Below are 12,471 nucleotides of genomic sequence, written 5' to 3'. Positions count from 1 at the left end.
AACCCGTGGGCCGGCGAAGCGCCGTAAAATACTAATCTTCTACCGTGTAATCAACCGTGCTAAATCAGCCGGTAACGGCGCAAAGGTCGTCAAGGTCTGATCGATAAACGGGTCATCGAACTGGAGTTGCATACAGTGCAACGCTTGCCGGTCAATTGCAGGATCACTCGGACCACCGTATAGCTGATCCCCGATGAGCGGGTGGCCTGCCGCGGCAAAGTGCACCCGAATTTGATGCGTCCGGCCCGTATGTAACCTGACCCGGACCACGGTTTTATCGACCAGCCGTTTTACTACCCAGTACTCGGTCAATGATGGTTTGCCATCCGGCGTCACGGTCCGTTTAATAAATGAGTCCGCGGCACGCCCGATTGGTTGGTCAAGCCACCCGTGATCCGCTTCTAAGGTCCCGCTCACGACGGCTAAATACATTTTGCGCATCGCGTGCGCTTTTAATTGATGATCAATGATTGAATGTGCAAAGTGGTGCTTCGCAAACAACACAATGCCACTGGTGTCCCGGTCTAACCGGGTCGTGATGTGCACAACCTCGTTATCGTAACCCTGCTCACGGTAATAGCCCTTGACCCGGTTGGCTAAGGTATTATCGGGGAGCGCGTGGGCTGGCACCGATGCCACCCCCGCAGGCTTATTGATAATCAAGAAATCCCGGTCTTCATACAAGATATTGATGGGCAGATTGGACACACCTAAATGGTCGTTTCCAATTTCTGCCGGTGTTTCCATCGTGACTTGTTCCCCACCATGTAACATGTGGATGGCCAAAACGGGCAACCCATCGACCAGAATCGCACCCCCGTGAAACTTGACCTTTTTCAGCAAACTCCGGGTTACACCGTGCTCGCTTAATAAGGTCTTGACCTTCATCGGCGTGGTACTGGTATTCATCCAAGTGAACTTCATTCGTCCAACCCGATGAAGGACGTTCCAACCCGTTTCCAGAACCGATTATGCCGGTGCTGTGCAAAGGCAATCCGCCGATTAGCAATTGAATAACAAATCTTTTCAATTGGACGCGGTTGCGTATCCGTTTGGTCAGCCGTGAAAATAAAGTGCGATTGCGACTGCTGTTGTGGCTTGATCGTGATGGTTTCATACGGCGCAACGATAACCGGGGAGCCCAGTGTCCGGAACACCCGGTTATTAATCGACGCAATTTCCGCCATCTGTAACGCATCCAGGCGCGGATGGATCACAGCCCCACCAACTGACTTGTTGTAGGCCGTCGAGCCAGTCGGCGTTGAGATGCATAGCCCATCCCCACGGAAACGTTCAAACAACTCGTCTTGAATGTAAACGTCGGCCACCATGGTACTACCGAGTTTTTTTAAAGTCGATTCATTCAGGGCTAAATAAGTATCCGTCTCGTCAGTATCCGCGTAAGTGATCTTAACTGACAACAACGGGTACGTGACGCTTTGACCGTTATCCTGCTTGAGCCCTTCGACCAACTGACCGATTTCATAGTCACGCCAGTCCGTGTAGAAGCCTAAATGCCCCGTATGGACACCGACAAACCGGACCTGATCAACCATGTGACTGTAATGGTGAAAGGCGGACAACAGGGTACCATCCCCACCAACGGATAAGACGATGTCTGGATGCGCATCATCAATATCAAAACCCGCCGCGACTAATTCTTGATGTAATTCAGCGGCGACCTTTTTAGTTTTCGGGTTTGAATTGGCAAAAATCGTTACTTTCATTGATTGTTATCTTCCTTTGTTGACGTGGGGTTCTCGTTTTGAGCGCCCTTACCATACGAGAACAGGCTTTGGGCTTCTTGGATTTCTTCACGAATTTCAGACATTTCCTTATCCAAACTAAAAGCCGCTTCGGCAGCACGTTGCAACCGCTGACTCAAGTTTTCAGGGAAATCACCTTGATATTTATAATTTAATGAATGTTCAATGGTCGCCCAGAAATTCATGGCAAGTGTCCGCACTTGAATTTCGGCTAAGATTTTCTTTTCCCCACCGACCATTTGGACCGGATACTCGATCACAATGTGGTACGAACGGTAGCCAGATGGCTTCTCATTGCTAATATAATCCCGTTCTTCCAGAATCGTCATGTCAGTGCGCTTACGTAATAGGTCCACAACTTGATAAATATCCTCGACAAACTGGCACATGATTCTAAGTCCCGCAATGTCTTGCATATCTTGCTCTAAGCGATCTTCTTGGACCTTGCGCCGAACCATTTTTTCTTTAATGCTATCGACCGGTTTCACCCGTCCGGTCACAAATTCAATGGGTTCGTGCTGATTTAAATCGCGAAATTGTTTGCGCATTCCCCGCAACTTGACTTTAAGCTCGTCAACGGCTTGTTGATAAGGTAATAAAAAATGGTTCCAATCTTCCATCGGAGCACCTCCGTTTCAATCCATACCTTTAAAATTTTAACATAATTCATCAGAATAAAAAACGAACGTTACTCAGTTTAACAATTAACATTAACAACCGGCCCAAGCGCCGGTTTAGAAACAGATTACTTTACGAATACTGTAAATCGGTGCATGATGATGCTCGAAGGTTTAATCAAAGGAACGATTAATCCATGGTGAGAATTAACAAAGTTATGAAATTAAAAACTTGCAAATACCTAGGGTGTTTTGGTATTCTGCACTATGATGCGAATAGAGAAAGTGGAGGAATTATGACGTGTTAGAAGTGTATTTATTTGTGAATCCATTGGCAACCCAATGTGTTCAAGATGAACACAACGTATTACGGTTAGCCAACGATTCGGATAAACAAATTCAATTTCAATTCGTACCGTTGTTAAATATCAACGTTGTTCAACGGGCGTTGAAGTCACAAGGGATTAAGGCTTCAGACTGGCAGGCGCAAAACCGGCAGTCTCAGACCCTGTATCGAGTTATTTTAGACTATAAAGCAGCACTTTTCCAAGGCAAAAAACGTGGTCGTAATTTCTTAATTGCGTTACAATCTGCAATGTTAAAGACCAAGCAACACTACTCAGAAACGCTCGTTAAACAGGTGGCGCGTGATTGTAAAATTGATCTTGATATGTTTATGGAAGATCGTAATGGTCACCTTGCTAAACAAGCCTTTCAAGCTGATCAACGCTTAGCCTCAGAAATGAACATTACTGAAGCCTCTTCGGCCGTCGTTTTTGATTGTGACCAATATGACTATGGTGTTTTATTGGAACACTTCAACTACGACACCCTCTTTGACCTCGTCAATGGACACCTTGATCCATTCCACGATAATTTAACCCAACGTACAACCAACTGTGCTAGTGGTAATAACGCACAGCTACACGTTTTATAAATGAGTAATTGCAATTATTCTGTTAAAGAAAAGACCCCGACGAACTTAATCGTCAGGGCCTTTTCTTATGCCTGTTCAAATTTAGAGGTTATTTTGTCACTAACTGTTCAAACTCATCCAACCGTTCTTCAAACACCTTGAAAGCGTCATCCAAGTACGTTGGTTTCGTCATATCAACACCAGCAGTGTGCATCACATCGATTGGGAACGCTGATGACCCCGCTTTTAAGTAGCCTAGGTAATCCTTGACCGCATCCGGTTGATTGGTCGTCATTCGTTCAGCGAGCGTCGATGCCGCTGCAAATCCCGTCGCATACTGGTACACGTAGTAATTGTAATAGAAATGCGGGATCCGTGACCATTCGTCCGCAATCTGAGGATCACTGACAACCGCATCACCATAATAACGTTGATTGAGTTGCAAATAATACTTAGATAACCGGTCAGCAGTTAAGGCTTGCCCGGCAGCGTCTTGTTCGTGTAACCACTGTTCAAATTCCGCGAACTGGGTCTGACGGAAAACGGTCCCTTTAAACCCATCTAGGTAGTAATTCAAGACGTAAGCCCGCATTTGCGGATCCGTTTCGTGCGCCAAGAAATAGTTCGTTAAGAGGTTTTCATTGGTCGTCGAGGCAATTTCCGCGACAAAGATCGAATAGTCACCGTATTGGTAGGGCTGGTTATGCGTTGTCAGGTACGAATGCATGCTGTGTCCCATTTCGTGGACCAGCGTGTATAAGTTATCAATATTATCCTGCCAATTGAGTAAAATATATGGTGCCGTATCGTACATCCCGGACGAGTAAGCGCCACTGCGTTTACCCTGGTTTTCAACGACGTCGATCCAGCGTGAATTAAACGCCGTTTTAACGTGCTTTAAGTAATCCGGGCCCAGAACCTTTAAAGCTTGTAACGCCGTCCCCTGAGCACGCTCATAAGTGTAATTAACGGCGGGCTTCTTCGTCAGTGGCGTATACAGATCATACATATGCAGTTCATCAACACCTAGGATCTTCTTCCGCAGTGCAACGTAACGGTGAAGTAAATCCAAGTGGTTATCAACCGAACTAACTAATGAATCGTAGACCGACGTTGGAATTTGGTTGGCGGCTAACGCTGCGGTCCGTGCATCGGGATAATGGTGCGCCTGTGCAACAAAGTTATGCACTTTGACCTGACTAGCCAAGGTTGATGCTAAAGTTCGGCGAAACTGGCCATAAACTTTATACAAAGCTTCAAACGCTTGCCGACGAACAGCGGGTTGCACTGATTCCAGCAAGACACCGTAAAGCCCCTGTGAAAGTTTGACTGGGTTACCAGCTTCATCCTGAACCGTTGGAAAGTCAAAGTCGGCGTTGTTTAAAACCCCAAACGTCTTAGCGGACGCATCAAAAATATCACCTGCACCTGCTAATAAGGATTCTTCGGATTCGGATAAGACGTGCCCCTTTTGAAGACGCACTGTATCTAATAAATGCCGATAATCGCGGAGTGCGACGTTTTCATCTAAAAATTGGTCCAATTGTGCTGGGCTTAAGGTCAGTAGCGCTGGCTCAAACCAAGCGGTGGCAGCCGAAACTTTCGCAGTTAGGCTACCTGCCTGATCATCCAAAGCCGCGTTAGTACTATTACCCGTATCTTGGTCACTCTTAAGACTAGCGTAAACGGCAACTTTTTCTAAGCGGCGGTAAAGTCCTAGGACACCTTGAATACCGGCTAGAACAGTATCCGCACTATCGGTAAAGTGTGCTTTTAACGCCGTGACGGCTGGCAGAGCAGCCTTAACTTGCTCAACATCTTCACGGTATGCCGTTTGATCAGCGTAAATCTTAGTGAGGTCCCACGTCAATGGTTCGGGCACGGCTGCGCGTGTCGGGAGTTGTTTTGTTGCTACCATATAGTTCCCTCCAATTAAATTAATCTAAACCAAGGTTAACACACTATTCCCTCACGCTTCGCCGAATTGTCCGATTTTACCGGTTTTTCCACTGTAACTGTGATAAATTCAATCGCCATCCCGTGGCCGTCGCCACTAAAACTTGTTGTGCTGTCAATTCATTAATCACACCCGTAATTAAAGCCGTGTTTACCGTTCCCCGGTGCCGAATGCACGCGTTGCGGGCCAGCAATGGTTGTAGCGTTTGCCAGCAAAGGTCACGCAACTGAACATCATCCACCCACTCGGACTGGGCGCGCAAAGCGATAAATAAGTGTAAATACCAAACTAAGTACGGTACTGAAAGCAACGGTGGTTTAGCCACCATAGGGATCACCCAATCCGGGAGTTGTTGTAAAGTGCCACCGTGCTGATAACAAAAATTTTGCAGGTCTCGCTGATAGCCCTGTTGGCGTAGCCGCCCCAGTAATAAACTGCGCTGGTAGTGTTTAAAATGGGACGCGATGTTTGACGCGGATTGTAACGGTGGCCGCATCATTAGGACTTGATTCACAGTCAACCGAGCAGGATCAAGCCGTAGCACCTGGTGCATCAGTGGCTCACAGTCAAGGCTCATTAAGTGATAATTTAGGCTACCCGTGTTCGTTTGAACATCCCACAGTAAAATAAAGCAGCCCCAATTCGCGCTGTTTTGTAAAAATTTCAGGGCTTTGCCATGTGTCCGCACGCCCTTGTGGTACGGCTGGCCAAGCAACCACAATACCCGGTACCCGTGCTGACGGTAGCCCGCCGTTCGTTCCCATAACCGTTGATTGGAAAGGGGCGAACATTGAAATTCAATCGCAAGCGGGGCTTGGTGAGGCGCTTGGGCCAAGATGTCCGGGCGCTGATGTAAATGGGTTAACGGGGCCTCTAGTTGAACCTGATAGCCGCTTTTCTTAAACCAAGTCGCCAATTGTTGTTTGCCCAGGAGGTGTTCTGCCGTCTCGCCTTCTGAAAACGTCGTACACGTTTGACCGGGACAGTGGGCAAAGTGCGCGATGGTCACGGTCCCCCGTTTTAACGTCACCGGGGCCATACAACCCGGACAAAAATAATCAGTTTGCCGTTTGGCCTGCAACGCATTGATTAAATGCTCACTTTGATCCACCGCTATCAACATGTGATCTCCACTCCCCTCACTCTCTAATTACGATAAAGGTCATTGAAGACATCAAAAAGTCTGGGGCGATACTAAAAAAGTCATTCAGAAATTTCTGAATGACTTTTTCTATTGTTATGGCCGAAACGTGGGCCAAAAGGCAGTTTGCTGTGCTTAACCCGAAACCAGCGACCATTCCAGGCCCGGGAATAATCGCTTATTTCACGTTAATGCTCACAAACTAATCGCCTTTTGTCCCACTCTCAAAAAAACCGCAATCAACATGATTGCGGTTCATAGAACTTATTTAAAGTAATGACGCATTGTCTCTAACGCCGCGTTTGACATGACTTTTTCGCCATGTTCTAACAAGACATCGGCAGTCACCTTCGATAAGTTAGCATATTCAAGAGCGACGGATACGTCGTCTTTGATTGTGCCCGTCGAAGATTGATCCACGAAGAATACTAACTCCATATAATACTTGTCGCGATACTTAAACAAGTTCGAAGCTAGCCCCTCCGGACGAAACATTTGTGCTAAAGAGATGACATCTTCAAAACTGTCGAATTGTAAGACGTATTCCTTAGTTGGTGTATCTGGATCATCGATATATGGATCTAAATCATTGGTGTCCTTAGTCGGATTGCTTTGAACACCCTGTGTCTGATCGTTATTATCTGTATCAGTTTGCATCAGTTTGCGTTTCAAATAATCTGAAACATCATCCTGAGTGGTTTCTTCATCCGATTGGTTTGGTGACTGAGTCGCCTTTGCAATCGTATCCTGCAAGTTTTCACTATTTTTACTAATAAATAACTCTAACCCATTTCGATTCGGTAATACTTGGAAAGTTACGGCATCATTATCTTGAAATTGATGATCAACATCAACTTCCTCAAGAATGCTATAAAAGAAACTTTCAATTTGCTTATGATTCCCTAGTAAATCCAACACGCGAATACCGCGTTCATTGAGATCATCGTTGCCGATTAAGACGCGAATCGTGTCTTCATTGATTCGTTCCATCTCCATTGCAGATCCACCCCTTTCTAAGTGTCAAGGGCCATAATCACTATCACAATTCTAACTTATTTCAGCGCATTGTAAAGTAATCTATCTGAAAATAAAAAAATTGGCTAATTAGTGAACCTAATTAGCCAATTTCCACACTTAGCTGTTAGCCAATTGTTGCGCACGCAACAGTTCGAGTGTCCGAATCTTACGTGGTAAGAACCGGCGAATCTCATCTTCGTTATAGCCAACTTGGAGCCGCTTTTCGTCTATCATGATTGGTCGCCGCAATAAACTAGGATCACGACTGATCAAATCATACAATTGCGTCAATGATAAATCATCGATATCAACATCTAGCTGTTGAAAGGCCTTGGAACGGGTCGAAATAATCTCTTCCGTGCCAGTTTCGGTTAATTGTAGAATACTTTTGATTTCGTTAATGGAAAGTGGTTCGATGAACAAATTACGTTCGCGGAAATTAATGTCGTGGGTTTGTAACCAAACCTTGGCTTTGCGACATGAGGTACAACTTGGTGCGGTATATAAAATAACCATACGGGTTCCTCCTTGAGCATCGTCAGCACAACTATCTTTATAACAATATTTATTATACGCTGTTAAGATTTGGTTGTGAATAGATTTTATAAAATTGATTAATAAAATCCGTCGTAATAATTAAACACTATTCTATTATCTGTTCGATAACATTTAATTTAGTCCCGATTTTAACCAGACCTGTAATTAATTAGATTGTGAGCAATACTATTTTTGCTTATTATTACTATAAACATAATTGAAAATAACGAGACTAAAAAAGACCAGTTTTTCAAAACTGGCCTTATCGCATTAACCTAAATCTAATTGTAAGTATTTCTGAGCAACAATGACTTGAACGCCATCTCCAGCTGCCGCCTGGGCTTCATCTCGTAACTGGTCAAACGGAACATCTTGTGGCAAATGGGTCAGCAATAGTCGTTTAGCGTGAGCTGCTTTGGCAATCGCACCTGATTGGGTAGAAGTCATGTGCCACATTTTACCAGTCTTATCAGCGCCAAAATTGGTATCAGTCATCAGTAATTGGGCCCCCTGTGCAAAGTCAGCGAGCCGTGGGATATAAGCAGTATCAGCCGAAAAAGTTAGTTGCTCACCGGTCGCACGTTCGACGATCTTAACGGCGTAGGCTGGTACTGGGTGTTTAGTTGGCATAAAAGTCACGTCAAACGGCCCGATTGGATTGACAACGGCTGGGTCGTAAGCACGGCCAACCGTAGCCCCGGCCCAGGTCAATGCCCCAAAGTTCAGGGGGTCCGCTGTATGGCCATAAATTGGCAATTCTGGCGTTTTACGGTCGCCCTGACGTAGTTGCCAGTAATACTGTAAAACACCGACGTCTGCGGTGTGGTCGTGGTGATAATGAGAGAGTAGGACCGCATCTAGCTGCAATGGATCTAAAATCTCTTCCAAGGCATTTAACGCCCCCGAACCACAATCGAGCAAGAGATGGTAATCGCCCGCGGTGACCAGGTAGGAACTCGTCCCCACCCCATCATACGGATAACCGCCATAATAACCTAAGACTGTTAATTTCACTAAAACCATTCCCTTCATGTCATGATAAATTTTAAAACGAGTTATTACTTCTATTCTAACTTAGGACTCAAGAAAAATGAAACCGTTACCCGAACATATTTTCAATTGGTCTTAAAAACACGTATAATATAAGTGTAATAATTAAGGAGTGATATTTGATGAGTGGAAAAATTTCAGCAACATTTGGGACGCGCAAGATTTTGACCATGATCCAACAGCAACATGCCGATCGTGACTTACTCTTAATGCAAGCCAACGCCACTGAAGATCGCTATATGCTGCTTGACTTGAGTGGTGAACCTACCGTATTTTCAAGTCCGGTAACTTATGACGTATTACTTTCTAAAGGGTCCGCTGACTGGCATGGAATGACAAGCTTCATCTTTGTTGATTTACCAATTGAAGAACAGAAAGTATTTACTTCCAAGTTCAGCGGTTTCCGCCACGACTATGAACGTCCAGATGGGCTGAAACATTTCATGATTTTACGGGAGGCTAAAAATGACGCTGCGTTTGTCATCGTCACTAATTGGCACCGTGATTCTGAATACGCCGTCTGGTTGCGTAGTGAGTCATTCAAACCGTTTGCGAAGTACATCACTTCCGACTATGATTATCACGAAAGTCGCTACATCTTCGTACGGTCACTTAAATCATAATTAACCAACCAAAAAAGTTGTTAGTCTCAAAGCTAACAACTTTTTTATTAGCTAAATGTTTTTCCAAAAGATTGAAAGAAAAATGTAGATCCGAGCGTTATTTTAGTCCACACAAGCTGGTGAAAGTCAGCCTATCCCCTTTTGTTGTCGCTGGGTACCCATGCAGACATGGTGTAGACTGGGACAAACAATGTAACCTGTCCGTGGCCTAAGTAAGACCAATGTTACCAGCGAACCACCCCTGAGGTTCCAAACCGTAGTATTGCCAGAACCGTCCCATTTACTTGGATTGGTACTATCAATATCAGGATAAATAGTATTTGAGTCTTCCATTTGAAGAGTATCTTCGGTAGAATGGTTTTGGGACATCTTTTCTCACTTGCCTTTACTTTTACTTTGGTCGGTACGGTGGTGCATTGAGGAGATTTGTCCTTTTTATTTTGCACAAAAATTGGGTATTGATGAAAATCCATCAATACCCAATTTAGATTTCTCAACTGTTATCGCCAAAGTCCCTCTTAACCAAGCACGTTCCTGCCGGTCAAAATATTTGTGATTAGACAAAAAAAGACATTCCTTAGAATGTCTTTCAAATGACGGTCCGTACGAGACTCGAACTCGTGATCTCCTGCGTGACAGGCAGGCGTCCTAAACCAACTAGACCAACGGACCAATATTGCGGGAGCAGGGTTTGAACCTACGACCTTCGGGTTATGAGCCCGACGAGCTACCAGACTGCTCCATCCCGCGATAATATAATGACCCCTACGGGATTCGAACCCATGTTACTGCCGTGAAAGGGCAGTGTCTTAAACCACTTGACCAAGGGGTCATATTTATAAATAAAACAACGGAGAAGGAGGGATTCGAACCCTCGCACCGCTTGCGCGATCTACACCCTTAGCAGGGGCGCCTCTTCAGCCACTTGAGTACTTCTCCAAAATGGGCCTAAATGGACTTGAACCATCGACCTCACGCTTATCAGGCGTGCGCTCTAAACCAGCTGAGCTATAGGCCCAAAAAGCGGGTAACGAGAATCGGACTCGCGACAACAGCTTGGAAGGCTGTGGTTTTACCACTAAACTATACCCGCATATTTTTACAGATATGGCGCGGGACGGAATCGAACCGCCGACACATGGAGCTTCAATCCATTGCTCTACCGACTGAGCTACCGAGCCATTGTAGCCATTAAGTTTTATTTTGTTGAACGGTCCGTACGAGACTCGAACTCGTGATCTCCTGCGTGACAGGCAGGCGTCCTAAACCAACTAGACCAACGGACCAAATATTGCGGGAGCAGGGTTTGAACCTGCGACCTTCGGGTTATGAGCCCGACGAGCTACCAGACTGCTCCATCCCGCGATAATAAGGAGGATGAGAGATTCGAACTCTCGCGTGGTTTGACCCACCTGACGGTTTTCAAGACCGTTCCCTTCAGCCAGACTTGGGTAATCCTCCATATGTGATGTAACTAGGAACACGTCCACTATAATTAGTAGATGGACCTTGTAGGGCTCGAACCTACGACCCGACGGTTATGAGCCGTCTGCTCTAACCAACTGAGCTAAAGGTCCAAGCGCTTATTCCTATCGCGGCAGGGGGAATCGAACCCTCGACCTCCCGGGTATGAACCGGACGCTCTAGCCAGCTGAGCTACACCGCGATCTGTTAAATAATCAAAATGACTACTTAATCGGGAAAACAGGATTCGAACCTGCGACCCCCTGGTCCCAAACCAGGTGCTCTACCAAGCTGAGCTATTTCCCGTTATAATGCACCCAGTAGGAGTCGAACCTACAACCTTCTGATTCGTAGTCAGACACTCTATCCAATTGCGCTATGGGTGCTAAATAATAATAATGCCGAGGACCGGGATCGAACCGGTACGGTTATCACTAACCGCAGGATTTTAAGTCCTGTGCGTCTGCCAATTCCGCCACCCCGGCAACACTATTTTGATGCTTAGTACTTTTGGTACTAAGCGGAAGACGAGATTCGAACTCGCGACCCCCACCATGGCAAGGTGATGTTCTACCACTGAACTACTTCCGCATATTTATTCAGGTTAATGCCGACTAGAGGATTCGAACCTCCGACCCCCTGTTTACAAGACAGATGCTCTGCCAGCTGAGCTAAGTCGGCGTCACGATTAACACAACTATAACAGCATAACATGTCAAGTTACATAAATCAACAAAAACTTTGAAACTTTATTCAATTAAGAACCGTGAACAATGAGCCGTGACAGTCTCGAACTGTCGACCCTCTGATTAAAAGTCAGATGCTCTACCAACTGAGCTAACGGCTCAAATGGAGGATACAGGGCTCGAACCTGTGACCCTCTGCTTGTAAGGCAGACGCTCTCCCAACTGAGCTAATCCTCCAAAAAATGCATGGCAACGTCCTACCCTCGCAGGGAGCGATCCCCCAACTACTCTCGGCGCTAAGAAGCTTAACTTCTGTGTTCGACATGGGAACAGGTGTATCCTTCTCGCCATCATCGCCACACTATTTGAACTAAATATTAAATTGTATAATATCCATTTAACCTTCCGGTTAAATGAGCCGTGACAGTCTCGAACTGTCGACCCTCTGATTAAAAGTCAGATGCTCTACCAACTGAGCTAACGGCTCAAATGGAGGATACAGGGCTCGAACCTGTGACCCTCTGCTTGTAAGGCAGACGCTCTCCCAACTGAGCTAATCCTCCAAAAAATGCATGGCAACGTCCTACCCTCGCAGGGAGCGATCCCCCAACTACTCTCGGCGCTAAGAAGCTTAACTTCTGTGTTCGACATGGGAACAGGTGTATCCTTCTCGCCATCGTCGCCACACTACTGAGAA

At 45.8% G+C, this 12,471-nt stretch carries 10 protein-coding genes, 21 tRNA genes and 2 rRNA genes; 2 read left to right on the top strand and 31 right to left on the bottom strand.

Annotated elements, in window-relative coordinates:
* Nucleotides 1–39: 39 nt before the first annotated feature.
* Genes AAA939_RS10535 through yjbM form a run of 3 tightly spaced genes read right to left on the bottom strand, consistent with a single transcriptional unit; the run spans nt 40 to nt 2,386 of the window.
* A complete protein-coding gene (locus tag AAA939_RS10535) occupies nt 40–924 on the bottom strand; it encodes an RluA family pseudouridine synthase (protein WP_338210508.1) in 885 nt (294 codons plus the stop codon).
* Entirely contained in the window at nt 921–1,727 is an 807-nt protein-coding gene (locus tag AAA939_RS10530) for an NAD kinase (protein WP_338210509.1), read from the bottom strand. Before AAA939_RS10530 ends, AAA939_RS10535 begins: the two co-directional genes overlap by 4 nt.
* A complete protein-coding gene (yjbM, locus tag AAA939_RS10525) occupies nt 1,724–2,386 on the bottom strand; it encodes a GTP diphosphokinase (RefSeq protein WP_338210510.1) in 663 nt (220 codons plus the stop codon). Before yjbM ends, AAA939_RS10530 begins: the two co-directional genes overlap by 4 nt.
* 298 nt (nt 2,387–2,684) lie before the next feature.
* Here yjbM and AAA939_RS10520 point away from each other — a divergent pair, with 298 nt between their 5' ends.
* A complete protein-coding gene (locus AAA939_RS10520; protein WP_338210511.1) occupies nt 2,685–3,320 on the top strand; it encodes a DsbA family protein in 636 nt (211 codons plus the stop codon).
* Nucleotides 3,321–3,408: 88 nt separating this feature from the next.
* Here AAA939_RS10520 and pepF read toward each other — a convergent pair whose 3' ends face one another.
* The 5 genes from pepF to AAA939_RS10495 all read right to left on the bottom strand — a co-directional run bounded on the left by pepF (nt 3,409) and on the right by AAA939_RS10495 (nt 8,965).
* Nucleotides 3,409–5,217: an oligoendopeptidase F gene (pepF, locus tag AAA939_RS10515; protein ID WP_338210512.1), complete on the bottom strand. Its 1,809-nt coding sequence runs from the start codon at nt 5,215–5,217 to the stop codon at nt 3,409–3,411.
* A gap of 76 nt (nt 5,218–5,293) precedes the next feature.
* The gene (locus tag AAA939_RS10510; protein ID WP_338210513.1) at nt 5,294–6,379 is read right to left on the bottom strand and encodes a competence protein CoiA; all 1,086 of its coding nucleotides are present in this window, start codon (nt 6,377–6,379) and stop codon (nt 5,294–5,296) included.
* Between the two features lie 282 nt (nt 6,380–6,661).
* Nucleotides 6,662–7,393 (bottom strand): adaptor protein MecA, encoded by a 732-nt coding sequence (locus AAA939_RS10505; RefSeq protein WP_338210514.1) that lies wholly within the window; start codon nt 7,391–7,393, stop codon nt 6,662–6,664.
* 138 nt (nt 7,394–7,531) lie between these two features.
* On the bottom strand, nt 7,532–7,930 hold the full coding sequence (gene spxA / locus AAA939_RS10500; protein ID WP_057706713.1) for a transcriptional regulator SpxA: 399 nt from the start codon (nt 7,928–7,930) through the stop codon (nt 7,532–7,534).
* Between the two features lie 291 nt (nt 7,931–8,221).
* Nucleotides 8,222–8,965 (bottom strand): MBL fold metallo-hydrolase, encoded by a 744-nt coding sequence (locus AAA939_RS10495; RefSeq protein WP_338210515.1) that lies wholly within the window; start codon nt 8,963–8,965, stop codon nt 8,222–8,224.
* Nucleotides 8,966–9,123: 158 nt separating this feature from the next.
* Between AAA939_RS10495 and AAA939_RS10490 the strand changes: the two genes are divergently transcribed.
* Nucleotides 9,124–9,624, top strand: a complete 501-nt coding sequence (locus AAA939_RS10490) for a hypothetical protein (protein ID WP_338230872.1) — start codon at nt 9,124–9,126, stop codon at nt 9,622–9,624.
* A gap of 597 nt (nt 9,625–10,221) precedes the next feature.
* Here AAA939_RS10490 and AAA939_RS10485 read toward each other — a convergent pair.
* From AAA939_RS10485 to rrf (AAA939_RS10375), 23 genes are all read right to left on the bottom strand, one after another.
* Nucleotides 10,222–10,296: transfer RNA gene (locus tag AAA939_RS10485), tRNA-Asp, on the bottom strand.
* Between the two features lie 4 nt (nt 10,297–10,300).
* Nucleotides 10,301–10,374: transfer RNA gene (locus tag AAA939_RS10480), tRNA-Met, on the bottom strand.
* 9 nt (nt 10,375–10,383) lie between these two features.
* A tRNA-Glu gene (locus AAA939_RS10475) sits at nt 10,384–10,456 on the bottom strand.
* Between the two features lie 19 nt (nt 10,457–10,475).
* Nucleotides 10,476–10,563 (bottom strand) — tRNA-Ser (locus AAA939_RS10470).
* A 4-nt stretch (nt 10,564–10,567) separates the two neighbouring features.
* Nucleotides 10,568–10,642 (bottom strand) — tRNA-Ile (locus AAA939_RS10465).
* 4 nt (nt 10,643–10,646) lie between these two features.
* Nucleotides 10,647–10,717, bottom strand: a tRNA-Gly gene (locus AAA939_RS10460).
* 15 nt (nt 10,718–10,732) lie between these two features.
* Nucleotides 10,733–10,805, bottom strand: a tRNA-Phe gene (locus AAA939_RS10455).
* 30 nt (nt 10,806–10,835) lie between these two features.
* Nucleotides 10,836–10,910: transfer RNA gene (locus tag AAA939_RS10450), tRNA-Asp, on the bottom strand.
* Nucleotides 10,911–10,915: 5 nt separating this feature from the next.
* Nucleotides 10,916–10,989, bottom strand: a tRNA-Met gene (locus tag AAA939_RS10445).
* A gap of 6 nt (nt 10,990–10,995) precedes the next feature.
* Nucleotides 10,996–11,085, bottom strand: a tRNA-Ser gene (locus AAA939_RS10440).
* Between the two features lie 42 nt (nt 11,086–11,127).
* Nucleotides 11,128–11,201: transfer RNA gene (locus AAA939_RS10435), tRNA-Ile, on the bottom strand.
* A 15-nt stretch (nt 11,202–11,216) separates the two neighbouring features.
* Nucleotides 11,217–11,290, bottom strand: a tRNA-Met gene (locus tag AAA939_RS10430).
* Nucleotides 11,291–11,320: 30 nt separating this feature from the next.
* Nucleotides 11,321–11,394, bottom strand: a tRNA-Pro gene (locus AAA939_RS10425).
* Between the two features lie 6 nt (nt 11,395–11,400).
* A tRNA-Arg gene (locus AAA939_RS10420) sits at nt 11,401–11,474 on the bottom strand.
* Between the two features lie 13 nt (nt 11,475–11,487).
* Nucleotides 11,488–11,573: transfer RNA gene (locus AAA939_RS10415), tRNA-Leu, on the bottom strand.
* A gap of 34 nt (nt 11,574–11,607) precedes the next feature.
* Nucleotides 11,608–11,679 (bottom strand) — tRNA-Gly (locus AAA939_RS10410).
* A 17-nt stretch (nt 11,680–11,696) separates the two neighbouring features.
* A tRNA-Thr gene (locus AAA939_RS10405) sits at nt 11,697–11,769 on the bottom strand.
* 93 nt (nt 11,770–11,862) lie between these two features.
* Nucleotides 11,863–11,935, bottom strand: a tRNA-Lys gene (locus AAA939_RS10400).
* 3 nt (nt 11,936–11,938) lie between these two features.
* Nucleotides 11,939–12,011: transfer RNA gene (locus AAA939_RS10395), tRNA-Val, on the bottom strand.
* A gap of 7 nt (nt 12,012–12,018) precedes the next feature.
* Nucleotides 12,019–12,135: ribosomal RNA gene (gene rrf, locus AAA939_RS10390) — 5S ribosomal RNA — on the bottom strand.
* Between the two features lie 53 nt (nt 12,136–12,188).
* Nucleotides 12,189–12,261: transfer RNA gene (locus AAA939_RS10385), tRNA-Lys, on the bottom strand.
* A 3-nt stretch (nt 12,262–12,264) separates the two neighbouring features.
* Nucleotides 12,265–12,337: transfer RNA gene (locus tag AAA939_RS10380), tRNA-Val, on the bottom strand.
* Nucleotides 12,338–12,344: 7 nt separating this feature from the next.
* A 5S ribosomal RNA gene (gene rrf, locus AAA939_RS10375) occupies nt 12,345–12,461 on the bottom strand.
* Between the last annotated feature and the right edge of the window lie 10 nt (nt 12,462–12,471).

This window comes from Lactiplantibacillus paraxiangfangensis, assembly GCF_036246185.1.
Taxonomy (GTDB): Bacteria; Bacillota; Bacilli; order Lactobacillales; family Lactobacillaceae; genus Lactiplantibacillus; species Lactiplantibacillus paraxiangfangensis.
This window is presented reverse-complemented; position numbering and strand designations above follow the sequence as displayed.